Here is a 22,282-nt window from a genome sequence, read left to right on the forward strand (position 1 = left end):
CGCGCCTGGCGGGCGGGGCTCAGCCGAACAGGCGCGGCTGGGGCGGGGACAGCAGCCCTCGTTCAGCAAATGAAACGGGGCGGCCCTCGCCGACCACGAAGTGGTCCAGCAGGCGCACGTCCACCAGGGCCAGCGCCTGCTGCAGTTCGTCGGTGATGCGGGTATCGGCGCCGGAGGGCTCCGGGTCGCCGGAGGGGTGGTTGTGGCTGAGGATCACCGCCGCCGCGTTGTGCAGCAGGGCGCGCCGCACCACCTCGCGGGGATAGACCGGCGCGGCGTTGATGGTGCCCTGGAACAGCTCCTCGCAGGCGATCAGGCGGTGGCGGTTGTCGAGGAACAGCGCCATGAAGATCTCGCGGGCCTGGCCGCGCAGGCGGTGCTGCAGGTAACGACCCACCGCGACGGGATTGTTGCCGACCGCCTCGCCCTGCTGCAGCTCGGCAGCCAGGTAGCGCTGGGCCAGTTCCAGCCCGGCGGCCAGGGCACAGCTGCGCGCCGGGCCCAGCCCAGGCAGCCGGGCCAGCTCCCGGGCCGGGTGGTCCAGCAGCACGCGCAGCGGGCCATGCGCCTGCAGCAGGTCGCGCGCGGTCTGCACCGCGTCGCGCCCGCCGAAGCCCGAGCCGAGGAACAGCGCCAGCAGCTCGGCGTCGGACAAGGTGGCGGGGCCGCGGGCGAGCAGCTTCTCGCGGGGACGTTCCTGTTCGGGCCAGTCATGGATGGGCATGCCTGCATCATCGCCGGTGCGGGTGAGGCGTCCCATCGGGGCAGCCCGCATGCCAGGGTCGGCCGTTGCCTCAGCCGCGCCGCGACTGCAGGTAGGCGAACAGTTCCTGGTTGTTCTGCAGGCCCAGCTTGCGCTTGGCTTCGGCCTTCTGCCGGCTGATCGTCTTCGGGCTGCGTCCGCAGTGGACGGCGATGGCGTTCACCTTCAGCCCGGCGGCCAGCAGGTCCAGTACTTCCTGCTCGCGGGCCGACAGCGCGGCCGGTTCGCGCGCGAACATCAGGTCGCGCGCCTGCAGGTGGTGGCGCAGCTGCTGCGAGACGAATACCTGGCCTGCCAGGGCGGCGTTCAGCGCCTGCGGCAACTCGCCGAAATCGGCGCACTTGTCGACCAGGCCGCCGACCCCGTCGCGCAGCAGGCCGTCGAGCAGGCCGGGGTGGCGGGCGCCGGTGAGCACCACCACGGGCGTGCCGGGGTGGCGTGCGCGCAGTTCAGCGATCAGGTCCGCGCCGTCGGGACCGTCGCCCGGCATGGAGAGATCGGTCAGCACGGCGTCGCAGTCGTGGCGTTCGACCAGGTGCAGCAGTTGGGCGCCGTCGCGCGCGCTGCCGACAACCTCCATCAGGTGGGTCTGCAGCACGATGCGGATGCCGTGCAGGACGACGGGATGGTCGTCGGCGATGATGATGCGCGGGTGCACGCGGGATCCTCGAAAAGCGAAGCGGCACACCTGTGGTGGCCACCGACGATTCTGCAAACGTGGCCGGCCCGCAGGTATAGGAAAGTTCCGAATCGCACTGGCCTGAACCCCGGAAGCGCTGTGGTCCAAGTCCCATCTGCTGATAGCCGCCCGCTATGTGCGCCGTGTACCGGGACATTACCGACCATCGGGTAAGCTAATGCCCTCGTTTGCACAGGAATTCCAGGTGGCTGACTCCCCCAACGCTTCCCCCGCGCCGGTTCGCGCGCTGGAAGGCCAGAAACTGCTGTTGTGCGTCGGAGGCGGGATCGCGGCCTACAAGGCTCTGGAACTGGTGCGGCGGCTGCGTGACGCCGGCGCCCAGGTCCAGGTGGCGATGACCGCCGGCGCCCAGCAGTTCGTCACCCCCCTCAGCTTCCAGGCCCTGTCCGGGCAGCCGACCCGCACCACGCTGTGGGACAGCGCCGCCGAACAGGCCATGGGCCACATCGAGCTGGCCCGCTGGGCCGACCGCATCGTGGTCGCGCCGGGGACCGCCGACCTGCTGGCACGCCTGGCCCAGGGCCATGCTGATGACCTGGTCAGTACCCTGTGCCTGGCCAGCACCGCGCCGCTGACGATCTGCCCGGCGATGAACCATCGCATGTGGCTGCATCCGGCCACCCAGGCCAACATCGCGCTGCTGCGCCAGCGGGGCGCGCAGGTGATCGGCCCGGTCGATGGCCCGTTGGCCGAAGGCGAATCCGGCCCCGGTCGCCTGGCCGAGCCCGGCGACATCGTGGCCGCGCTGGCCGCCAATGGCGGCAGCGCCGCGGCCGTTGCCGCGCCGGAGACCCGCGCGCTGCAGGGCCTGCGCCTGCTGATCAGCGCCGGCCCGACCTACGAAGACATCGATCCGGTGCGCTACGTCGGCAACCGCAGCAGCGGCAAGATGGGCTTCGCCCTGGCCGCCGCCGCCGCCGCGCTGGGCGCGGAGGTGGTGCTGGTCAGCGGACCGGTACAGCTGCCGACGCCGCCGGGCGTGCAGCGCATTGATGTGCGTTCGGCCGCGCAGATGCGCGATGCCGTGCTGACGTCCCTGCCTGCCGACATCTACATCGGTGCCGCCGCGGTGTCGGACTACACGCCGCGCCAGGTTGCCACGCAGAAGCTGAAGAAGACCGCTGACAGCCAGTCGCTGGTGATCGAGCTGGTGCGCACGCCGGACATCCTTGCCGAAGTGGCGGCGCAGACCCAGTCGCTGAAGCTGGTGGTCGGCTTCGCCGCCGAGACCCACGACGTGGAGAAGTACGCACGCGGCAAGCTGATCGACAAGCGCCTGGACCTGGTGATCGCCAACCAGGTGGGCATCAGCGGCGGCGGGTTCGAGAGCGACAACAATGCCGCCACGGCCTTCTGGCAGGACGGTGAACAGGTATTCCCGGCCACCTCCAAGCGCGAGCTGGCCGAACAACTGCTGGCGCTGATCGCGCGGAGACTCCAGGCATGACCCAGGCATCCCTTTCCCAACCGCTGCAGGTCAAGCTGCTCGACCCGCGCTTCGGCGACAGCTGGCCGCTGCCGGCCTATGCCACCGAGGCCAGTGCCGGCATGGACCTGCGCGCGGCGCTGGATACCGCGCTGACCCTGCAGCCGGGCGACACCGCGCTGGTGCCCAGCGGCCTGGCCATCCACATCGCCGACCCGAACCTGTGCGCGGTGATCCTGCCGCGCTCGGGGCTGGGCCATCGCCACGGCATCGTGCTGGGCAACGGCACCGGCCTGATCGATGCCGACTACCAGGGGCCGCTGCTGATCAGCGTCTGGAACCGTGGCCGCGAGGTGTTCACCATCGAGCCGGGCGATCGCATCGCGCAGCTGGTGGTGGTTCCGATCGCCCGCGTGAGCCTGCAGGTGGTGGATACTTTCACCGACAGCGTGCGGGGCGCGGGTGGATTCGGCCATACCGGGGTGCGTTGACAGGGGGCATCGATGAGCGGCATCGGGGAAGGACAGCGGGGACGGTCGTTGGGACGCAGTGCACCCTTGCTGGGGGTACTGCTGATCCTACTGGCCGGCTGGTTCGGATGGAGTGCGGTGCAGCAGTGGCGGCAGGAGGCCAACGGGCAGGCGCTGGAAGAGGCGCGTGACCAGGCCGTGCAGGGCCTGCAGCAGGCCGCTGCGGGCCAGTTGCAGCAGCTGCAGCAGCAGTTGAAGAACGATCGCGTGCAGCAGGCGCTGCAGGCTGGCGATGCCGCTGCGGCGGCGCTGGCCGTGCGCGAGGGCTGGAGCGGGGTCGAGCAGGTCGAGGTGCTGGCGGCCGATCTGGCCAACGCCTATGCCGATCCGGCCGCCTTCGGCTATGCGCGGCTGGCGCTGCTGGAAGCCGCGCTGGCCGAGGCCAAGCCCAGCCTGCGCGTGGTCCGCGACGGCGGTGGCAACCGCCTGGGCCTGGCCGCGCCGGTGCAGCTGGGCAGCCTGGGGCCGGCCGTCATCTATGTGCGCCAACCGCTGCTGCGGCTGACTTCACCGCTCGACCAGGTCAGCGCGCCGTCGGCCGGCTTCCTCGGCCTGCGCCAGGGAGGATTCGATCTGGTCACCCAGGGCGACCCGAGCCTGGCCGAAAGTGCGGAGGCGCTGGCGCGACCCGTGGCCGGCACGCCGCTGCGGCTGGTCGCGTCGGTGCCCAACGTCGAGGCCGGCCCGCTCGGCCTCGGTGCGCTGGCCAGCGCCATCGTCGCGCTGCTGCTGGCGTTCATTGCCGTGTTGCTGGTGGTCGGCCGCGACCGGCTGCCGAAGTCGCTGCCGTTGCCGCGCCGCGCCGCAGCGTCCGAAGCCGACCATGGCCCGACCCTGAGCGAGAGCCTGCAGCAGGCGCCGCCACCGGTGGCGAACCTGGCCGGCAGTGGCGATGCCACGCCACCGCCGCCACCGCCGGTGCCTGTCGAAGAACTGGCCGCCGGCATCTTCCGCGCCTACGACATCCGCGGCGTGGTGGGCAGCGAACTGACGCCGAAGACCGCCGCGCTGATCGGCCAGGCCATCGGCACCGTGGCGCTGGAGCAGGGCCTGCGCGAGGTGGTGGTCGGCCGCGATGGCCGCCTGTCCGGACCGGAGCTGACGGCCGGGCTGGCCGAAGGCCTGCGCCGTGCCGGCTGCGCGGTGATCGACATCGGCCTGGCGCCGACCCCGCTCGTGTACTACGCCGCGTTCCACCTGCGGACCGGCACCTGCGTGGCGGTCACCGGCAGCCACAATCCGCCCGAGTACAACGGCTTCAAGGTGGTCATCGGCGGCGAAACGCTGTCCGGCGAGGCGATCACCGACCTCTACCAGCGCATCGTCGAGGGCCGCCTGGTGCAGGCCGCCGAGCCGGGTGACTACCAGCAGCGCGACGTCAGTGCCGACTACATCCAGCGCATCGCCGATGACGTGCAGCTGGACCGCCCGCTGAAGGTCGTGGCCGACGCCGGCAATGGCGTGGCCGGCGCACTGGCCCCGCAGCTGCTGGAAGCAATCGGCGCCGACGTCATCCCGCTGTACTGCGATGTCGACGGTACCTTCCCCAACCATCATCCCGACCCGAGCGAGCCAGCCAACCTGGAAGACCTGGTGCAGACGGTCAAGCGCTTCGGTGCCGATCTCGGCGTGGCCTTCGATGGTGATGGCGACCGGCTGGGCGTGGTTACCGGCGAAGGCAGGATCATCTATGCCGACCGCCTGCTGATGCTGTTCGCCGCCGATGTGCTGATGCGCAATCCGGGCGCGATGGTGATCTACGACGTGAAGTGCACCGGCAAGCTGTCCGACCATGTGCTGCGCAACGGTGGCAGCCCGCTGATGTGGAAGACCGGGCATTCGCTGATGAAGGCGAAGATGCGCGAGACCGACGCCGAACTGGCCGGCGAGATGAGCGGCCACTTCTTCTTCAAGGAACGCTGGTTCGGTTTCGACGACGGCCTGTACGCCGCTGCGCGCCTGCTGGAGATCCTGGCCCAGCGCGAGGAAACCCCGGACGAGGTGCTGGGCGAACTGCCGGAGATGGTCGCCACGCCGGAGCTGAAGGTCCCGGTGGCCGAGGGGACGCCGCATGCGCTGGTGGCGATGCTGGTGGCGGCGGCGCAATCGCCGGACAACCCGTACGTGGGCGGTCGCCTGTCGACCATCGACGGCCTGCGCGTGGACTTCGCCGATGGCTGGGGCCTGGTGCGTGCCTCCAACACCACCCCGGTGCTGGTGCTGCGTTTCGAGGGCAACGACGAGGCGGCACTGGAGCGCATCCAGGCCCTGTTCCGCAGCCAGCTGCAACCGGTGCTGGGCGATACCCCGCTGGGGTTCTGACCCCTTTGGACGCTGCAGCAGAATGGGTAGTGCCGGCCGCTGGCCGGCAAGCCCAATTGCCGGCCAGCGGCCGGCACTACCCCTTGAACCGCAATCCCACGCCCGGTTCGGTGAACAGGTAACGCGAATCCAGCGCCGAGTCGCCCAGCTTGTGCCGCAGCTTGCCGACCAGGATGCGCAGGTAATGGGTGTCGTGCTGGTGGGTCGGGCCCCAGATTTCCTGCAGGATCTGCGGCTGGGTCACCACCCGCCCGGCATTGCGCAGCAGCAGCGACAGCAACGCATACTCCTTGCGGGTCAACGCCACCGCTTCGCCATCAAGGGCGACTTCACGGCGCACCAGGTCCACGTGCAGATGGCCATCGTCGAACACCGGCGCGGTGCCGTCGGTCGGCACGCTGCGCGTGCGCAGCAGCGCCCGCACCCGCGCCATCAGCTCCTGCGTGCCGAACGGCTTGGTCACATAGTCGTTGGCGCCGGTATCCAGTGCGCGCACCTTCTCGGCTTCGCCGGCGCGCACGGTCAGCATGATCACCGGCACCTGGCTCCACTGCCTCAGTTGTTCCAGCACCTCGTGGCCTTCCATGTCCGGCAGGCCGATGTCCAGGATCACCAGGTCCATGTCCTCGCTGGCGGCCAGTTGCAGGCCTTCCTGGCCGGTGGCCGCCTGCCGCACCTGGTAGCCCTGCGCGCGCAGGCTGATGTCCAGGAACCGGCGGATCTGGGTTTCATCGTCGATCACCAGCACGCGTGCGGCCGGCACGCTGGCATCAATCGGGGTCGGGCTCATCGTGGGAGGCTGGCTTGAGCAGGGGCAGGGTGATGCGGATCAGGGTACCGCGACCGTCGCGTCCGGGCAGCGCCTGCACGCTGCCGCCATGTGCGCCGATCATGCCCTGGCAGATGGTCAGGCCCAGGCCGGTGCCGTGGCGGCCGCGGTCGCCGCGCTCGACGCTGTAGAACATGTCGAAGATGCGCGCACGCTCGTCATCGGGAATGCCGGGGCCGGCATCGATCACATCGATGCGCAGCTGTCCGTCCAGTTCGCGCGCCTGCACCTGCACGGCGGCGTCGGGCGGCGAGAACTTGGCCGCGTTCTCCATCACGTTGAACACCGCCTGTTCGACCAGCGCCGGGTGCACCCAGATCGGCGCCAGCGTGGCCGGAATGTCCAGCTCCAGCCGCACCTTTGGCTGGTAGCGCTGCAGGCGCCGCGCCGCCGAGCCGATCAGTTCGTCCACGCCGATCCAGTCGCGGTTGATCTTCAGCCCTTCGTGACCCAGGCGGGTCATGTCCAGCAGGTTCTGGATGTAGCGGTCCAGCCGCTCGCCTTCGACCAGGATGGTGTCCAGCAGGGCACGGCGATCGGCCGTGTCCATCGCCGCGCCGTAACTGGCCAGGCTGTCGGCCGAACCGATCATCGCCGCCAGCGGCGAGCGCAGGTCGTGCGACACCGAAGAAAGCAGGGCCGAGCGCAACCGCTCGGTCTCGTTGCTGACATGTGCCTGTTCGAGTTCGGCCACCAGTCGGGTGCGCAGCGCGGCCTGCGCGATGTCATCAACCATTGCTTCGGCCAGCTGCCGCTGTTCGGGCAGCAGGCGTGCCTGTGCGCCGGGCAGGTACAGGCCGGCCACGCCGATCGCGCGATCTTCGCCATCCAGCAATGGCAGGAACCACCACTGCGCACCGGCCAGGGTGTCGGTGAAGCGCCCGCTGGGCTGGCCATGGCGCAGCGCCCAGTCGGCGGCGGCCAGGTCGGTATCGCCGGGTTGGCTGCGGCCACCGGCGGCGGTGTCGGCGCCGATCCGCAGCCAGGCCGGCACATCCATGGCCTGTTCCAGGGCATGCCGACCTGCCTGTGCCACCTCGCCGTTGCCGGCGGCGCTGGCCAGCTGGCGTCCCAGCTGCTGGCGCGCGCGCGCATGGCGGTTGGCCGCACGCAGCGCAATGACCTGCATGCGCAGGCGCGAGGCCAGGCGCCCGGCCACCAGTGCCGCGGCCAGGAACAGGAACACGGTGATCACGCCCTGGCGTGCACCGATGGCGAAGGTGAAGCGGGGCGCGATGAACAGGAAGTTGTAGGCGAGGAAGCACAGGATCGCCGCCATCACCGCCACGCTGGCGCGCGTGCGCGCCGCCACCAGCACCACTGCCACGATGAACACCATCGACAGGTCGGCCATGCCGACCCAGCGTTCGGCCAGCCAGGCCACCGCACAGGCCAGCGCGGTGGCGATCAGCGCCTGCACCGGCTCGTAGCTGATGCCGCGCATCGGTGGCAGCAGGCCCTCGCGGCGCGAGCGCGCCCGGGCCTGCGGCGTGCTGATGATGGTGATCTCGTAGTGCGCGCCGCGCTGGATCAGCTGCTGGGTGAGGGTACGGTTGAACATCCGCGCCAGCGGACGCTCACGGGTCCGCCCCAGCACCAGGGTCGACACGCCGTTGTGCGCGGCGTGGTCGAGCAGGGCATCGGCAATGCTCGATCCATGCAGCAGTTCGGCGTCGCCACCCAGGCGACGCGCCAGGGCGAAGGCCGCATCGATCTCGCGCCGCGTGGCCTCGTCCTGGCGCCGGCCCTGCACGGTCACCACCGTCCATGGCGCGTCGCGGCGCTCGGCGATGCGACGCGCCACCCGCACCAGGTACTCGCTCTGGCCACCGCCATCGATGGCCACCAGCACGCCGCGCCGCAGCGGCAGGTTGCCTTCGCCGCGTGCGGCGCGGGTTTCGCGCAGGCTGCTGTCGACGCGGTCGGCGGCTTCCTGCATCGCCAGCTCACGCAGGGCGGTCAGGTTGGCCGGCGAGAAGAACGCCTGCAGCGCCTGCGCGGCCTGCTCGGGCACATAGACCTTGCCCTGCTGCAGGCGCGCAATCAGTTCGCGCGGGGGCAGATCGACCAGCACGATGTCGTGCAGGCGATCGAGCACGCCGTCCGGTACGGTCTCGCTGACGCGCACGCCGGTGATGCGCATCACCACGTCGTTGAGGCTTTCCAGATGCTGGATGTTGACCGTGGTCCAGACGTCGATGCCAGCGTCCAGCAGCTCCATCACATCCTGCCAGCGTCGCTCGTGGCGGCTGCCCGGCGCGTTGCGGTGGGCCAGTTCATCCACCAGCACCAGCGCCGGATGCCGTGCCAGCACGGCATCCAGGTCCATCTCCTGCAACGTGTGGCCGTGGTAGGCCACTTCCTTCAGCGGCAGCTGCGGCAGGCCCTCCAGCAGCGCCTGGGTATCAGCACGGCCATGGGTTTCCACCAGCCCGACCACCAGGTCCACGCCGCGGCGCAGCTGTTCCTGGGCGCGGGTCAGCATGGTGTAGGTCTTGCCCACGCCCGGCGCGGCGCCGAGGAACACGGTCAGCTTGCCACCGGCTTCGCGTTGCAGGCCTTCCACCAGGGCATCGGCCTGGCGGGTACGCGCGTCAGTCATGGGGGCCGCTGTCATGGCCGCCATTGTGCGCGCAGCCGGTGCAGGCTGGCATCACGGTGCCTTGGCCGCATGGTCCAGCGCGAAATTCAGCGTGACCACGTTCACCCGCGGCTGGCCGAACAGGCCCCACTGGCGCCCCTCGGTATGTGCCTGCACCAGCGCCTGCACGCGCTCCACCGGCAGGCCACGGGCACGCGCCACGCGTGCCACCTGCAGTTGAGCAGCGGCCGGCGACAGCTGTGGATCCAGGCCGCCGCCGGACTGGGTGACCAGATCGGCCGGCACCTGCGCCGGCGCGACGCCTTCGCGCGCAGCCACCGCCGCGGTGCTGGCGGCAACCCGCTCGGCCAGGGCCGGGTTGCTGCGCGCCAGGTTGGAACCGGCTGCGGCCATCGGGTCGTAGTTGGCCGCCGACGGCCGTGCCTGGAAGTAGCCATCACCGGTGAACGGCTGCGACAACCAGGCCGAGCCGCGCACCTGGCCGTTGCCGTCGCGCAGCAAGCTGCCCTCGGCCTGGGTGGGGTAGGCCAGGCCGGCGAAACCGGTGGCGATGCCGGCGTAGACCGCGCCGGCCAGCAGCAGGGTGGCCAGGCCCAGGCCGATCGCCGGGCGCCAGCCGGCGCCGTCCTGCAGGCTGGCCACGCGGGCCTCGGCTTTCGCTTCGCGGGGCAGGGAGGTGGAGGTGGAAGCAGAACGGTTCATGCGCCGAATACCAGGACAAGGAAGAGGTCGATCAGCTTGATCGCCGCGAACGGCAACAGCACGCCGCCGAGGCCGTACACCAGCATGTTCCGGCGCAGCAGCGCGGTGGCCGTGGCCGGACGGAAGCGCACGCCACGCAGGGCGAGCGGGATCAGCGCGGGAATCACCAGCGCGTTGAAGATCAGCGCTGCCAGCACCGCATTGCGCGGGCTCGACAGCTGCATCACGTTCAGTGCGGCCATGGCCGGAACCGCAGCGGCAAACAGCGCCGGCAGGATCGCGAAGTACTTGGAGACGTCGTTGGCCAGCGAGAAGGTGGTCAGCGCGCCGCGGGTGATCAGCTGCTGCTTGCCCACCTCCACCACCGCCAGCAACTTGGCCGGGTCCGAATCGAGGTCGACCATGTTGCCGGCCTCCTTCGCCGCCTGCGTGCCGGAGTTCATCGCCAGGCCGATGTCGGCCTGGGCCAGTGCTGGAGCGTCGTTGGTACCGTCACCCACCATCGCCACCAGGCGGCCACCGGCCTGTTCCTGGCGGATGCGCGCCAGCTTGTCTTCCGGACGGGCCTCGGCGATGTAGTCATCGACACCGGCCTCGGCGGCGATGGCGGCGGCGGTCAGCGGATTGTCACCGGTGATCATCACCGTGCGGATGCCCATCGCCCGCAGCTGCGCGAACTTCTCGCGCATGCCGTGCTTGACCACGTCCGACAGCTCGATCACGCCCAGTACGTGGCGTCCCTCGGCCACCACCAGCGGGGTGGCGCCATTGCGCGCGACCTGCTCGACGCGGCCGGCCAGTTCAGCCGGCACGTTGCCGCCGAGCGCCTGCACGTGGGCGCGGATCGCATCGGCAGCGCCCTTGCGGATCTGCCGCCCATGCTCCAGATCGACGCCGGACATGCGGGTCTGCGCACTGAAGGCCAGGTACTCGGCACGGTCCGGCTCGGCGGTGGCGCAGCCCTGTTCGCGCGCCAGGCGCACGATCGACTTGCCTTCCGGGGTCGGGTCGGCCAGCGAGGACAGCAGTGCCGCCTCGCGCAGCTGGCTGGCGTCGATGCCGGCCAGCGGATGGAAGTGGCTGGCCTGGCGGTCGCCGTAGGTGATGGTGCCGGTCTTGTCCAGCAGCAGCACATCGACGTCGCCGGCCACTTCCACCGCCTTGCCCGACTTGGCCAGCACGTTGGCGGCCAGCGCACGGTTCATGCCGGCGATGCCGATGGCCGGCAGCAGGCCGCCGATGGTGGTCGGGATCAGGCACACCAGCAGCGCGATCAGCAGCAGCGGGTCGACCTTGACGCCCACGGCCGCACCGATGGCCGGCAGCGTGGCCACCACCACCAGGAAGGTCAGCGTCATCGCCGCCAGCAGCAGGGTCAGTGCGATCTCGTTCGGGGTCTTCTGCCGGTTGGCGCCTTCCACCAGCGCGATCATCCGGTCCAGGAAGCTGTGGCCCGGCTCGGCAGTGACACGCACGATGATCTGATCGGACAGCACCTTGGTGCCGCCGATCACGCCGGAGCGGTCGGTGCCGGCCTCGCGCAGCACCGGCGCCGACTCGCCGGTCACCGCCGCTTCGTTGATGGTGGCCAGGCCCTGCACGATCTCGCCATCGGCCGGCACCAGCTCGCCGGCACTGACGATCACGTGGTCGCCCGGGCGCAGCTCGGCGGCCGGCACCTGCGCTTCCGCCGCTCCCGGCTGCGGCGCCGCCAGCCGGCGCGCCACCAGGTCCTGGCGGGCACGGCGCAGCGAAGCGGCCTGGCCGCGGCCACGGGCTTCGGCGACCGCCTCGGCGAAATTGCCGAACAGGACGGTCACCAGCAGGATCGCGGTCACCGCCAGGCCGAAGCCCAGCGGCGCATTGCCGGTCAGGGTGACGATCGCGGCCACGATCGTGCCGGCCATCACCACCGCCATCACCGGGCTGCGGACCAGGTGCATCGGCGACAACTTGCGCACGGCTTCGATCAGTGCGCGGCGCAGGCCGGCGCCGTCGAGCAGGGCAGGGCGCGCGGCGGCGGAACTACGGGTGGAACTTGCAAGACTACTCATGGCGGTGTCCTCAGTGCAGTCCCAGGCTCAGGTGGTCGGCGATCGGGCCGAGTACCAGCGCCGGCATGAACTGCAGCACGGTCAGGATGACGATCACCGAGACCAGGGTCAGGGCGAACGTCGGGGTTTCGATCTGCAGGCTGCCGGCAGATTCGGGCGCCTGGCGCTTGGCGGCCAGCTGTGCGGCCACCACCAGCGGGATGATCAGCAGCGGGAAGCGGCCCAGCAGCAGCACCAGCGAGCAGCTCAGGTTCCACCACAGCGTGGCGTCACCCAGCCCTTCGAAACCCGACCCATTGTTGGCGTAAGCCGAGACATACTCGTAGAACACCTGGCTGATGCCATGGAAGCCGGGGTTGGACGTGCCGGCCAGGCCGGGCACGGCCAGGGTGATCGCGGTGAACACCAGCAGGGTGATCGGCTGCAGCAGCACCAGCAGGGCCAGCAGGCGTACCTGCGGCGTCTCCAGCTTGCGGCCGAACAGTTCCGGCGTGCGCCCGGTCATCAGGCCGGCCAGGAACACGCCCAGCAGCAGGTACACGATGAACTGCTGCAGGCCACAGCCGATGCCGCCCCAGATCGCACTGACCAGCATGTTGACCATCGCGATGCCACCGCTCAGCGGCGCCAGCGAATCGTGCATGCCGTTGACCGAGCCATTGGAGACCTGGGTCGTGACCGCCGCCCACAGCGCGGTGCCGTCGGCGCCGAAGCGCACTTCCTTGCCCTCCATCAGCAGCGGCGTGGCGGCGCTGGCGCTATGCCCTTCGCTCCACATCATCGCGCCGGTGGACAGCAGCGACATGCCCAGCATGCAGCTGAACACCAGGGCGCCGAAGCGGCGCCGGCCGGTGAACGCGCCGATCATGAAGATCACCGCGATCGGCACCAGCAGGATGCCCACCACCTCCAGCGCGTTCGACAGCGGGGTCGGGTTTTCCAGCGGGAAGCTGCTGTTGGGGCCATACCAGCCACCGCCGTTGGCGCCCAGCTGCTTGGCCGCGACCATCGCCGCCACCGGGCCCAGCGGCAGTTTCTGCTGGGCCATGCCGGCGCTGGCGTCGATCGGCGCGGCCTGCGGGCCGCCGGCCATCGTCGACGGCACGCCCTGGCTGGTCAGCAGCAGGGTCCACACCAGGCACAGCGGCAGCAGGAAGCGCACGCACAGGCGCACCACGTCCACGTAGTAATTGCCCACTGCGACCTGGCGGTCATCGCCGCTGCCGGTGGTCGCCGCAGCCTGCGGCGCACGCGCGAACAGCGCACGCAGCGTCGCCACCGCCAGCGCCAGGCCCATCATCGGCGTCACCACCTGCAGGCCGGTGATGCCGGTCATCTGCGAGAGGTAGGACAGCTGCGCCTGGCCCGAATAGTGCTGCTGGTTGGTATTGGTCAGGAACGAGATCATCGTGTGCAGCGCGGTGTCCCAGCGCATGTTCGGGATCTGGTCCGGATTCAATGGCAGCCAGGCCTGGGTCATGAACACCGCCTGGGTCAATACAGCGACCACCACGTTGCTCAGTACGAAGGCCAGCACGTAGCCGCGCCAGGACATCGCGCGCGAGGGATCGACGCCGAACACCGTGTACAGCGGCTTTTCGATCCAGTTGAACAGCACGTCGACCTTCATCGGCGTGCCGCGCATCACGCGGGCCAGGTACAGGCCCAGCGGCCACGCCAGCAGCAGGCTGGCGGCAAGAATGACAAGCATCTCAGTCATGGCCGGCTCCGTTAGAACGACTCGGGCCGCAGCACGACATAGAGAAGATAGGCGGCGGCGACCAGCACCAGCACGCCACACAACAACGACAGCCAGGGGGACATTGCAATAGCGTCCTGGTGGAACCCCTCCACCTCAGGCCGCCATCGTCGTCCTGCCGCCCATAAACGCACTACGCGCCGGACCGGGCCGACGCGTAAAGAGTGCATAAATTCGGTGGGTCAAGCCGTAACCGGGCGCCGGAGCCGCGCATGGGCTCGGCTCCACAAGCGGATCACGGGGCCTGGCTCGCCGGCGCCACGCCCTTCAGCTCGCGATAGCGCTGCAGCGTGCTTTCGATTTCCGCCTTCAGCGCCTGCTGCTGCTGCAGGAATCCGGCCTGCAGGCGCTGTTGCGACTGCAGCTGCACGTGCCGCTGGCGGATCGCCTCGGCCTGCTTGTCGGCCACCTTGCCACCGGCCAGTTCACGGTCACCGGCCGCCGACAGCAGCGCCACCAGCGATTCGCGCAGGCTGGTGACGTTGTACTCGGCGGTCTTCAGGTTGTTGTCCAGCACTTCCTGGCGCTCGGCGAACACCCGGCGCAGGTCGTCCTCGCTGCCATAGGTGGACAGCATTGCCTGTTCGGTGCGCTGGCGGGTCTGCTCGGCCATCAGGTCCAGCTGCTGCTGCTGCGCCGCCGTGCTGGCTGCGGCACGCTCCTCGTCGGTCAACGCGCGCTGGACCTGCGCATTGCGCAGGCCGCTCTTCGCGTTGAACTCCTCGCGGGCGTGATTGACCGCATCGGCCGGCAGCGAATCACTGCAGATCCGCTCCTTGCCCTCGTTCCAGCAGTACAGCTTCTTTTCCACCTTGCCGCCGTCGCGCGACTGCGCCGGCACGGTGAACGGCACGGCCAGCAGCAGGCCGGCAAAGAGAACAGCAGGAACTCGGGACATGACCTTTCCCCTGGTCGGTCAGCGGATCGAACGGACGCCGTACTGGGCCCGGTAGGCTTCCAGCGGCTGCCGGTAACCCACAAGTTCCGGGTTGCCGGAGGCGAAATCAAGCAGGTCGGCCAGCGACGCCACGGCGATCACCGGAATCCCGGCCTCTTCGGCCACCGACTGCGCCGCCGAGCGGCGGTCGGCTTCCGAGGCGATCTCCTGGCGGTCCAGGGCCACCACGATGCCGGCCGGGGTGCCGCCGGCAGCGCGGATGATGCCCAGCGCTTCGCGGATGGCGGTACCGGCCGTGATCACGTCATCGACGATCAGCACGCGCTTGCCATTCATGTCGGCACCGATCAGCTGGCCGCCTTCGCCATGCGCCTTGGCTTCCTTGCGGTTGAACGACAGCGGCAGGTCGCGGCCACGCTGGGCCAGTTCGCAGGCCATCGCGGTGGCCAGCGGAATGCCCTTGTAGGCCGGGCCGAACACCACGTCGTACTTGATCCCGCTGGCATCGATGGCGTCGGCGTAGCAGGCGCCGAGCTGGGACAGCAGCGAGCCGGAGTCGAAACGACCGGCGTTGAAGAAATAGGGGCTCAGCCGGCCGGACTTGAGGGTGAACTGGCCGAAGCGCAGGGCGTCGGCGGTCAGGGCCAGCTGCAGGAAACGGTGGCGGTGGTCGCTCATCAAAACTCGATTCATCTTCATTTGGAGCACAAATCCTAATCCAGCTGGGCCTTTCGCGCTCGTCCGGCCCGCTGTGGCGCGCACTGCCGCCCGGCCTGGCGGACTGCGCAGCCCCGCGGGCAACCGGTATGCTTGCCCGGTTTCCCGCCGCAGGTCCCCCGCATGCGCATCATCAGTTTCAACGCCAATGGCATCCGTTCCGCCGCGACCAAGGGCTTTCTTGACTGGTTCCGGGCCCAGGACGCCGACGTCCTGTGCCTGCAGGAGACCAAGGCCCAGGAAGACCAGCTGACCGACCCGATGTTCCGTCCGGACGGCCACCACTGCTTCTATCGCGATGCCATCACCAAGAAGGGCTACAGCGGCGTGGCGATCTACAGCAAGCGCGAGCCGGACCAGGTCATCACCTCGCTGGGCTGGGCGCCGTTCGACGACGAAGGCCGCTACATCGAGGCGCGCTACGGCAATCTCAGCGTGGTGTCCTTCTACATCCCGTCCGGCAGCTCGGGCGACCTGCGCCAGGGTTTCAAGTTCGAAGTGATGGAATGGCTGCGGCCGATCCTCGAGGAGTGGGCGCGCAGCGGCCGCGACTACGTGCTGTGCGGCGACTGGAACATCGTGCGTTCGGCGCTGGACATCAAGAACTGGAAGTCCAACCAGAAGAACTCCGGCTGCCTGCCGGAAGAGCGCGACTGGCTCAACGCGCTGTGCGCCGACCATGGCCAGGCCACCGATGTCGCCGCCGGCCGCGGCTGGGCCGATGCCTATCGCCTGCTCAACCCCACCGGCGAGGACTACACCTGGTGGAGCAACCGCGGCGCGGCCCGCGCCAACAATGTCGGTTGGCGCATCGACTACCAGTTCATCACCCCGGGCCTGCGTGAGCGCCTGCGCAGCTGCTCGATCTACCGCGACGAGCGCTTCTCCGACCACGCCCCGTTCACCGTGGACTACGACCTGTGACCGAGGCTGCCACGCCGGTCAGCTACAAGGGCTGGGCAGGCATCAAGCGCGCCTTCGGCACCCCGTCGGCGCTGACCATGGCCATGCTCGGCTTCGGCAGTGGCCTGCCGTTCCTGCTGATCGCCTCGCAGACCCTGTCCACGCGCCTGCGCGACGTCGGCCTGGACCTGGGCAGCATCGGCCTGATCAGCCTGGCCAGCTTCTTCTACCTGCTCAAGTTCCTGTGGGCGCCGCTGCTGGATCGCTACGCCTTCCCGCTGCTGGGACGGCTCGGCCGCCGCCGCTCCTGGCTGCTGGTGTCGCAGGTGCTGGTGCTGGTCGGGCTGGTCGCGCTGGCCTTCGTGCGGCCCGAGCAGGGCGTGTGGCCGCTGGTGATGTGGGTGCTGGTGGCGTCGTTCGCCGGCGCCACCCAGGATTCGGCCGTCGATGCCTACCGCATCGAGATCGCGCCGCAGACCGCCCAGGCGGCGCTGGCCGCCACCTATACGCTGGGCTACCGGATCGGCCTGATCCTGGCCGGTGCCGGCGCGCTGTACCTGGCCCAGTTCGAAGGCTGGATCGTCGCCTACCTGGCGATGGCCGCGCTGATGCTGCTGCCGATCGTCACCACCCTGCTGTGCGCCGAACCGGAACGCCCGGCCACCGCCGTGCAGCGCCGCATCGATGTTGCCGAAGCGTTCGTCCAGCCCATCTCCAGCTTCTTCAGCCGCAATGGCGTGGCATTGGCGCTGGTGCTGCTGGCCTTCGTCGGCCTGTTCAAGTTCCCCGACCAGGTGATCGGGGTGATGGCCGGGCCGTTTTATCTCGACTCGGGGTTCGACAAGGCCGACATCGCCACCGTCTCCAAGCTGTTCGGTGTGTGGATGGGCATCGGCGGCGCGTTCCTTGGCGGCATCGCGGTGGCTGCGTTCGGCTTCCGCCGCATGCTGCTGGTGGCCGCGCTGGGCGTGGCGCTGTCCAACCTGGCCTTCCTGCTGATGGCGCACAATCCGGGCAAGCTGTGGGCGTTCTACGCCGCGCTCAGTGCCGACAACCTGTTCCAGGGCTTTGCCGGCACCGTGCTGGTGGCCTTCATGTCGTCGCTGACCGACCGCAACTTCACCGCCACCCAGTACGCATTGCTGGTCTCGCTGGCCAACCTGCCGGGCAAGTTCGTCGGTGGCGTCTCCGGCTACATCGTCGAAGCCACGTCCTACAGCACGTTCTTCATCCTCAGCTCGATCACCGTGGTGCCAACCCTGCTGCTGCTGGCGTGGCTGTGGCCGCGGATCGCCGATCGCGGGCCGCCGCCGGTCGCCTGATTGCCTGCCCGCCCGGACTGCGGGATCATCGCCCCCGACGCGCCGAGGGGGCGGTGCCTTGCGAACGGGGAAGTGAGCATGGCCGACGTTGTGCTGCGGGACCTGGACCCGCTGCTGCTGGAACGCATCCGACGGGTCGCGGTCGCCCGCGGCTGGACCCACGAACAGACCTGCGCCGCCTTGCTGGAGCAGGGCCTGTTCAGCAGTGAACTGGAGGTCCGCTCCGGCTTCGGCGATCCCGAAGTGGACGCCCTCTCCGCCGCGATTGCCGCCCTGCAGGCCCTGCCGGCAGGGCAGGGCTTCGATTAGCGGCCGCGCTGCCATGCTGTAGCGCCGAGCCCACGCTCGGCTGCTCCTGGCCTGGCTTGCGCGAAGCCGAGCTGGGCTCGTCTCTGCAACAGCGCCTCACCTGCGCGGATGGCCCACCTCACGCCAGGTGGATCGCCCCCAGGATCCGCGGGCCCTTGGCCCCGGTCACGCTCGGCAGGTTGCCGGCCAGCCCGTCCATCGTCCGCTGCGCCAGCCAGGCGAACCCCATCGCCTCCACGTACTCCGGGTCCAGCCCGTGCACTGCGCTGGATTCCACCTGCACCTCCGGCAGCTGGGCCGCCAGCCGCTTCATCAGCTGCCGGTTGCGCACGCCGCCGCCACACACCAGCAGGCGCCGGGTCTGCGGCTGCTGTGCCAGCAGCGCATCGATCACGGTTGCCACGGTCAGCTCCAGCAGGGTGGCCTGCACATCGGCGGCGGCGTACTGGCCTTCGCCCATGTGCGCCTCGGCCCAGGCCAGGTGGAACTGTTCGCGCCCGGTGCTCTTCGGCGGCGGCAGCGCGAACCACGGGTCCGAACGCCAGCCGGCCAGCAGGGACTCGTCCACCGCGCCACTGGCGGCATACGCGCCATCCGCATCGAAGGTGCGGCCGGTATGGCGCTGGCACCAGGCATCCATCAGCGCGTTGGCCGGGCCGGTATCGAAGCCGCGCACCTCGCCTTCGCGCGGGATCAGGGTCAGGTTGGCGATGCCGCCCAGGTTGAGCACCGCGCGGTCTTCGTCGGCGGTGCCCAGCATGCCCAGGTGAAAGGCCGGCATCAGCGGCGCACCATGGCCCCCGGCCGCCACATCGCGGCGGCGGAAGTCGGACACGGTGGTGATCCCGGTCAGTTCGGCGATGCGGTTGCCGTCGCCCAGCTGCACGGTGAAGGCCGGGCTGGCCAGCGGGCGGTGGCGCACGGTCTGGCCGTGCGAGCCGATCGCGCGGACCTGGCGGCGGTCCACGCCGGCCTCGGCCAGCAACTGATTGGCGGCGTCGGCGAAGCTGATCGCGATCCGCGCGTCCAGCGCGCCCAGTTCCTCCAGCGACTCCAGCGGGCCGCCTTCACCCAGCGCCACCAGCCGCGCGCGCAGCACCGGTTCCCAGCGGGCGGTCAGGCCGTGCACGAAGCGGCAGCCACCGCCGGCGGGGAACTGCACCAGCGCGGCGTCGATGCCGTCGGCGCTGGTGCCCGACATCAGGCCAAGGTACAGGGGGGCGTCAGCGTCGGCAGTGGTGTTCATGGCAGGCATAAAAAAAGGACGCGGCAAGCTTGGGCTGCCGCGTCCTTCTTCGTCAACGCAGGGGCTCAGCCGCGCTTGCGGCTGCTGGAGGGCTTGTCCTTGGCGCTGGCCACCGCGGGCGCAGCCTCGTCGCGGCTGGTCGGTGCCGGGCTGGCGTCGGCGTAGATCAGCTTCTCCATGCCCTGGATGCGCGCCATCGCCGGCGCGGTCTGCGCGCGGAAGGCGACCAGCTCGGCGCCCTTCAGCGGTTCCGGCGGCGGCATGGTCACGGTCAGCGGGTTGCGGTGCTCGCCGTTGACGCGGAATTCGTAGTGCAGGTGCGGCCCGGTCGCCAGGCCGGTCGAACCGACGTAGCCGATCACCGTGCCCTGGGCCACGCGCTGGCCGGTCTTGATGTTCGCAAAGCGCGACATGTGGCCGTACAGGGTGGTGTGGCCGCGGCCATGGTCGAGGATCACCACGTTGCCGTAGCCGTTCTGCACGCCGGCAAACTGCACGCGGGCGTCGCCGGCGGCCATGATCGGGGTACCGGTGCGCGCGGCGTAGTCGACGCCCTTGTGCATGCGCATCTTGCCCAGCACCGGGTGCTTGCGGGCGCCGAAGGTGGAGCTCAGCCGCGCGAACGGGATCGGCATGCGGATGAAGCTCTTCTTCAGCGAACGGCCGTTGATGTCGTAGTACTCGGACTTGCCGTTGCGGTCGAAGCGGAAGCCGGAATAGGTCTTGCCCCCGGTGGTGAAGGTCGCCGCCAGGATCTTGCTGGTGTCCACCTTCTCGCCTTCGCGCCAGGTTTCATCCATCACCACGCTGAAGCGGTCACCCGGCTGCAGGTCCTTGGAGAAGTCGATGTCGTACTTGAAGATGTCGTCGGTCATCGTCGCGATCGCCGACGGCGACAGCCCGGCGCGGCGCGCGGCGGCATACAGCGAACTGGTGATCTCGCCGCTGGTGACCACGGTGCGCGTGGAGGTCTCGCGGCGGGTCACCTTTTCCTTGATGTCATCGCCGGCCAGGCTCAGCTCCACGCGGTTGTCGGCATCGCGGTCGAAGCGGATGCTGCGCAGGTCGCCGGACAGCGGCATGTCAAAGGCGATCTCGGCACCCGGGCGCAGCCGGGTCAGCGCCTCACGCGCGCCGGGGTGGTCCAGCACCCGGTGCAGCGTGGTGGCCGGAATGCCGGCCTGGTCGAACAGATCGCTCAGGGTCTGGCCGCGCTGCACGCGCAGCACCTGCCAGCTGTCGCCCGGCACCTGCTGCTGGCGGGCCAGGGTCAGTGGCGGCAACGGCAGCGCCAGGCTGGTGTGGCTGTCGGCGTAGGGGGCATCGATGGTGTGCGAGAAACCGGGGACGATCGTCGCCACCAAGGCGCCGATGGTCGCAAACAGGCTGGCATGCATCCAATGGCGGCGGGTCCAGCGCTCATTGAAGGCGGCGGGAAGGTGTTGCCTGAGCTTCCGATGCAGGGTGTTGTCGTGCAGGACGTGGAGGCGTTCCTGGAAGCGCTGCTTGCGTGCGCGCCCTTGTTCGGAATTGTGCATCGGCGGTTCTTTCCTGGCAGCCCGGGAGCGCGGGCCTGATCGCCGGTTACCATAGACACCTGAGAAAACCGCGTCAAACCCTTGTGCCCATTGGCTTTTGTGAAGCCAATCGGGTTAACTTTGCTTTAACACCCCACACAAGAATCGGCGTTGCCGGGAGTAGTCACGTGTCCTCGATTGAAGAAGCCCTTGCCCTGATCGGCCGTGGTGCCGACGAGATCCTCAAGCTTGAGGATCTGCGTGCGCGCCTGCAGGAAGGCCGTCCGCTGCGGATCAAGGCCGGCTTCGACCCCACCGCGCCCGACCTGCACCTGGGCCATACGGTGCTGCTGAACAAGATGCGCCAGTTCCAGGACCTCGGCCACCAGGTCATTTTCCTGATCGGCGACTTCACCGGCATGATCGGCGACCCCTCCGGCAAGAGCCTGACCCGCAAGCCGCTCAGCCGCGACGACGTGCTGGCCAACGCCCGCACCTACGAGGAACAGGTGTTCAAGGTGCTGGACCGCAGCCGTACCGAAGTGCGCTTCAACTCGGAGTGGTTCGGCAAGATGGGCGCGGCCGACATGATCCGCCTCGCCGGCCAGCACACCGTGGCGCGCATGCTCGAGCGCGACGACTTCGCCAAGCGCTATGCGGCCCAGCAGTCCATCGCCATCCATGAGTTCCTCTACCCGTTGGTGCAGGGCTACGACTCGGTGGCCCTGGAGGCCGACGTCGAACTCGGCGGCACCGACCAGAAATTCAACCTGCTGATGGGCCGTGGCCTGCAGGAACACCACGGGCAGAAGCCGCAGGTGGTGCTGACCATGCCGCTGCTGGAAGGCCTGGACGGCGTCAACAAGATGTCCAAGTCGCTGGGCAACTACATTGGTATCAGCGAGCCGGCCATCGACATCGTCACCAAGACCATGAAGGTGGACGACACCCTGATGTGGCGCTGGATCGAGCTGCTGTCCTTCGACATCAGCCAGGCCGAAGCCGTGCAGCTGCGCGAGCAGGTGGGCAATGGCGGCCTGAACCCGCGCGTGGTCAAGCTGCGCCTGGCGCGTGAACTGGCGACCCGTTTCCACGACGCCGCGGCGGCCGAGCAGGCCATTGCAGGCTGGGAAGCGGCGGTGACCGGGCAGGGTGACATCACCCAGCTGCCGCTGCAGGACGTGGCGATTCCGGCTGAAGGCCTGCGTATCGCTGCGCTGCTGACTGCGGCCGGCCTGACCCCGAGCAATTCCGAAGCCAACCGCAAGCTCAAGGAGCGCGCGGTGAAGGTGGATGGCGAAGTGGTCGAAGACGGCCAGCAGGTGCTGCAGCCGGGCTTCGAAGGCCTGCTGCAGGTCGGCAAGCGTACTTTCGCCCGCGTGCGCCTGGTCGCTGCCTGAGACAAAGGAAGGGCCGGCGCAGCCGGCCCTTCCTTTGTAGAGTCGAGCCATGCTCGACTGCTCTTGCTCTTCGCGGCATGCCTCCACGGGCGCGACGGATGAACGGATGCAACATCCGGTGAAAAAAATCGCCACACCCCCTTCACAAACGATGTGGATGGGGCCATACTTCTCCTCCCCCGTCGCAGGGGTCGCCACCAAGGGGCTTCAGCGACAACGGGGCGCCCACCACCGCTGAACGAGATGATCGAACGAAGGTGTTGACGGACTGAAAAAGTCTGGC

The 22,282-nt window shown here is 69.3% G+C and carries 19 protein-coding genes; 7 read left to right on the forward strand and 12 right to left on the reverse strand.

The window, feature by feature from the left end; genetic code table 11:
- Positions 1 to 19: 19 nt before the first annotated feature.
- Together radC and LRM18_RS05975 are read right to left on the reverse strand one after the other, a co-directional pair.
- Complete coding sequence (gene radC / locus LRM18_RS05970; protein ID WP_270952369.1) at positions 20 to 724, reverse strand: DNA repair protein RadC; 705 nt, start codon at positions 722 to 724, stop codon at positions 20 to 22.
- A 70-nt stretch (positions 725 to 794) separates the two neighbouring features.
- Positions 795 to 1,421, reverse strand: coding sequence for a response regulator transcription factor (locus tag LRM18_RS05975; protein WP_049465939.1), 627 nt, complete (start codon positions 1,419 to 1,421; stop codon positions 795 to 797).
- A gap of 199 nt (positions 1,422 to 1,620) precedes the next feature.
- Here LRM18_RS05975 and coaBC point away from each other — a divergent pair, with 199 nt between their 5' ends.
- Genes coaBC through LRM18_RS05990 form a run of 3 tightly spaced genes read left to right on the forward strand, consistent with a single transcriptional unit; the run spans position 1,621 to position 5,741 of the window.
- Positions 1,621 to 2,910 carry a bifunctional phosphopantothenoylcysteine decarboxylase/phosphopantothenate--cysteine ligase CoaBC gene (gene coaBC, locus LRM18_RS05980; protein WP_229766869.1) on the forward strand — a complete coding sequence of 430 codons (1,290 nt, stop codon included), beginning with the start codon at positions 1,621 to 1,623 and terminating at the stop codon, positions 2,908 to 2,910.
- The gene (dut, locus tag LRM18_RS05985) at positions 2,907 to 3,380 is read left to right on the forward strand and encodes a dUTP diphosphatase (protein WP_049465935.1); all 474 of its coding nucleotides are present in this window, start codon (positions 2,907 to 2,909) and stop codon (positions 3,378 to 3,380) included. The genes coaBC and dut overlap by 4 nt, the downstream gene beginning before the upstream one ends.
- A gap of 12 nt (positions 3,381 to 3,392) precedes the next feature.
- The gene (locus LRM18_RS05990) at positions 3,393 to 5,741 is read left to right on the forward strand and encodes a phosphomannomutase/phosphoglucomutase (protein ID WP_053505724.1); all 2,349 of its coding nucleotides are present in this window, start codon (positions 3,393 to 3,395) and stop codon (positions 5,739 to 5,741) included.
- 76 nt (positions 5,742 to 5,817) lie between these two features.
- Here LRM18_RS05990 and LRM18_RS05995 read toward each other — a convergent pair whose 3' ends face one another.
- From LRM18_RS05995 to pyrE, 8 genes are all read right to left on the reverse strand, one after another.
- Positions 5,818 to 6,531, reverse strand: coding sequence for a response regulator transcription factor (locus LRM18_RS05995; protein WP_270952377.1), 714 nt, complete (start codon positions 6,529 to 6,531; stop codon positions 5,818 to 5,820).
- Entirely contained in the window at positions 6,512 to 9,172 is a 2,661-nt protein-coding gene (locus LRM18_RS06000) for a sensor histidine kinase KdpD (protein ID WP_053461957.1), read from the reverse strand. The genes LRM18_RS05995 and LRM18_RS06000 overlap by 20 nt, the downstream gene beginning before the upstream one ends.
- Before the next feature lie 51 nt (positions 9,173 to 9,223).
- On the reverse strand, positions 9,224 to 9,874 hold the full coding sequence (gene kdpC, locus LRM18_RS06005; RefSeq protein ID WP_053505726.1) for a potassium-transporting ATPase subunit KdpC: 651 nt from the start codon (positions 9,872 to 9,874) through the stop codon (positions 9,224 to 9,226).
- Positions 9,871 to 11,928: a potassium-transporting ATPase subunit KdpB gene (kdpB, locus tag LRM18_RS06010; protein ID WP_154329917.1), complete on the reverse strand. Its 2,058-nt coding sequence runs from the start codon at positions 11,926 to 11,928 to the stop codon at positions 9,871 to 9,873. The genes kdpC and kdpB overlap by 4 nt, the downstream gene beginning before the upstream one ends.
- 10 nt (positions 11,929 to 11,938) lie before the next feature.
- Complete coding sequence (gene kdpA / locus LRM18_RS06015) at positions 11,939 to 13,648, reverse strand: potassium-transporting ATPase subunit KdpA (RefSeq protein ID WP_270952382.1); 1,710 nt, start codon at positions 13,646 to 13,648, stop codon at positions 11,939 to 11,941.
- 11 nt (positions 13,649 to 13,659) lie between these two features.
- Entirely contained in the window at positions 13,660 to 13,752 is a 93-nt protein-coding gene (locus tag LRM18_RS06020) for a potassium-transporting ATPase subunit F (RefSeq protein ID WP_005407770.1), read from the reverse strand.
- A 170-nt stretch (positions 13,753 to 13,922) separates the two neighbouring features.
- Positions 13,923 to 14,585: a hypothetical protein gene (locus LRM18_RS06025; RefSeq protein ID WP_053461961.1), complete on the reverse strand. Its 663-nt coding sequence runs from the start codon at positions 14,583 to 14,585 to the stop codon at positions 13,923 to 13,925.
- 18 nt (positions 14,586 to 14,603) lie between these two features.
- Positions 14,604 to 15,263: an orotate phosphoribosyltransferase gene (gene pyrE, locus LRM18_RS06030; protein WP_049465919.1), complete on the reverse strand. Its 660-nt coding sequence runs from the start codon at positions 15,261 to 15,263 to the stop codon at positions 14,604 to 14,606.
- Positions 15,264 to 15,425: 162 nt separating this feature from the next.
- On the opposite strand from pyrE, the gene LRM18_RS06035 reads away from it, so the two are divergent.
- The 3 genes from LRM18_RS06035 (at position 15,426) to LRM18_RS06045 (ending at position 17,836) form a co-directional block, all read left to right on the forward strand.
- The gene (locus LRM18_RS06035; RefSeq protein ID WP_064237500.1) at positions 15,426 to 16,226 is read left to right on the forward strand and encodes an exodeoxyribonuclease III; all 801 of its coding nucleotides are present in this window, start codon (positions 15,426 to 15,428) and stop codon (positions 16,224 to 16,226) included.
- Positions 16,223 to 17,527 (forward strand): MFS transporter, encoded by a 1,305-nt coding sequence (locus LRM18_RS06040; RefSeq protein ID WP_270952408.1) that lies wholly within the window; start codon positions 16,223 to 16,225, stop codon positions 17,525 to 17,527. Before LRM18_RS06035 ends, LRM18_RS06040 begins: the two co-directional genes overlap by 4 nt.
- Positions 17,528 to 17,605: 78 nt before the next feature.
- Positions 17,606 to 17,836 carry a hypothetical protein gene (locus LRM18_RS06045; protein WP_014645678.1) on the forward strand — a complete coding sequence of 77 codons (231 nt, stop codon included), beginning with the start codon at positions 17,606 to 17,608 and terminating at the stop codon, positions 17,834 to 17,836.
- 118 nt (positions 17,837 to 17,954) lie between these two features.
- Here the strand turns inward: LRM18_RS06045 and LRM18_RS06050 are convergent, their stop codons facing one another.
- Together LRM18_RS06050 and LRM18_RS06055 are read right to left on the reverse strand one after the other, a co-directional pair.
- Complete coding sequence (locus LRM18_RS06050; RefSeq protein ID WP_270952426.1) at positions 17,955 to 19,082, reverse strand: anhydro-N-acetylmuramic acid kinase; 1,128 nt, start codon at positions 19,080 to 19,082, stop codon at positions 17,955 to 17,957.
- 65 nt (positions 19,083 to 19,147) lie between these two features.
- Positions 19,148 to 20,620, reverse strand: a complete 1,473-nt coding sequence (locus LRM18_RS06055) for a peptidoglycan DD-metalloendopeptidase family protein (protein WP_049465910.1) — start codon at positions 20,618 to 20,620, stop codon at positions 19,148 to 19,150.
- 167 nt (positions 20,621 to 20,787) lie between these two features.
- On the opposite strand from LRM18_RS06055, the gene tyrS reads away from it, so the two are divergent.
- Complete coding sequence (gene tyrS, locus LRM18_RS06060) at positions 20,788 to 21,999, forward strand: tyrosine--tRNA ligase (RefSeq protein ID WP_049465908.1); 1,212 nt, start codon at positions 20,788 to 20,790, stop codon at positions 21,997 to 21,999.
- Positions 22,000 to 22,282 lie beyond the last annotated feature (283 nt).

Origin of the sequence: Stenotrophomonas sp. PI_27 (assembly GCF_027854495.1) — a bacterium.
Taxonomy (GTDB): domain Bacteria; phylum Pseudomonadota; class Gammaproteobacteria; order Xanthomonadales; family Xanthomonadaceae; genus Stenotrophomonas; species Stenotrophomonas pavanii.

What these genes read in the sequence shown, in the direction of transcription:
- kdpB (WP_154329917.1), bottom strand. Translation starts at nt 11,928, where the DNA reads ATGAGTAGTCTTGCAAGTTCCACCCGTAGTTCCGCCGCCGCGCGCCCT.
- kdpA (WP_270952382.1), bottom strand. Translation starts at nt 13,648, where the DNA reads ATGACTGAGATGCTTGTCATTCTTGCCGCCAGCCTGCTGCTGGCGTGG.
- LRM18_RS06000 (WP_053461957.1), bottom strand. Translation starts at nt 9,172, where the DNA reads ATGACTGACGCGCGTACCCGCCAGGCCGATGCCCTGGTGGAAGGCCTG.
- LRM18_RS05995 (WP_270952377.1), bottom strand. Translation starts at nt 6,531, where the DNA reads ATGAGCCCGACCCCGATTGATGCCAGCGTGCCGGCCGCACGCGTGCTG.
- dut (WP_049465935.1), top strand. Translation starts at nt 2,907, where the DNA reads ATGACCCAGGCATCCCTTTCCCAACCGCTGCAGGTCAAGCTGCTCGAC.
- LRM18_RS06035 (WP_064237500.1), top strand. Translation starts at nt 15,426, where the DNA reads ATGCGCATCATCAGTTTCAACGCCAATGGCATCCGTTCCGCCGCGACC.
- LRM18_RS06050 (WP_270952426.1), bottom strand. Translation starts at nt 19,082, where the DNA reads ATGAACACCACTGCCGACGCTGACGCCCCCCTGTACCTTGGCCTGATG.
- LRM18_RS06055 (WP_049465910.1), bottom strand. Translation starts at nt 20,620, where the DNA reads ATGCACAATTCCGAACAAGGGCGCGCACGCAAGCAGCGCTTCCAGGAA.
- LRM18_RS06020 (WP_005407770.1), bottom strand. Translation starts at nt 13,752, where the DNA reads ATGTCCCCCTGGCTGTCGTTGTTGTGTGGCGTGCTGGTGCTGGTCGCC.
- kdpC (WP_053505726.1), bottom strand. Translation starts at nt 9,874, where the DNA reads ATGAACCGTTCTGCTTCCACCTCCACCTCCCTGCCCCGCGAAGCGAAA.
- radC (WP_270952369.1), bottom strand. Translation starts at nt 724, where the DNA reads ATGCCCATCCATGACTGGCCCGAACAGGAACGTCCCCGCGAGAAGCTG.
- LRM18_RS06025 (WP_053461961.1), bottom strand. Translation starts at nt 14,585, where the DNA reads ATGTCCCGAGTTCCTGCTGTTCTCTTTGCCGGCCTGCTGCTGGCCGTG.
- coaBC (WP_229766869.1), top strand. Translation starts at nt 1,621, where the DNA reads ATGCCCTCGTTTGCACAGGAATTCCAGGTGGCTGACTCCCCCAACGCT.
- LRM18_RS06045 (WP_014645678.1), top strand. Translation starts at nt 17,606, where the DNA reads ATGGCCGACGTTGTGCTGCGGGACCTGGACCCGCTGCTGCTGGAACGC.
- pyrE (WP_049465919.1), bottom strand. Translation starts at nt 15,263, where the DNA reads ATGAGCGACCACCGCCACCGTTTCCTGCAGCTGGCCCTGACCGCCGAC.
- LRM18_RS05990 (WP_053505724.1), top strand. Translation starts at nt 3,393, where the DNA reads ATGAGCGGCATCGGGGAAGGACAGCGGGGACGGTCGTTGGGACGCAGT.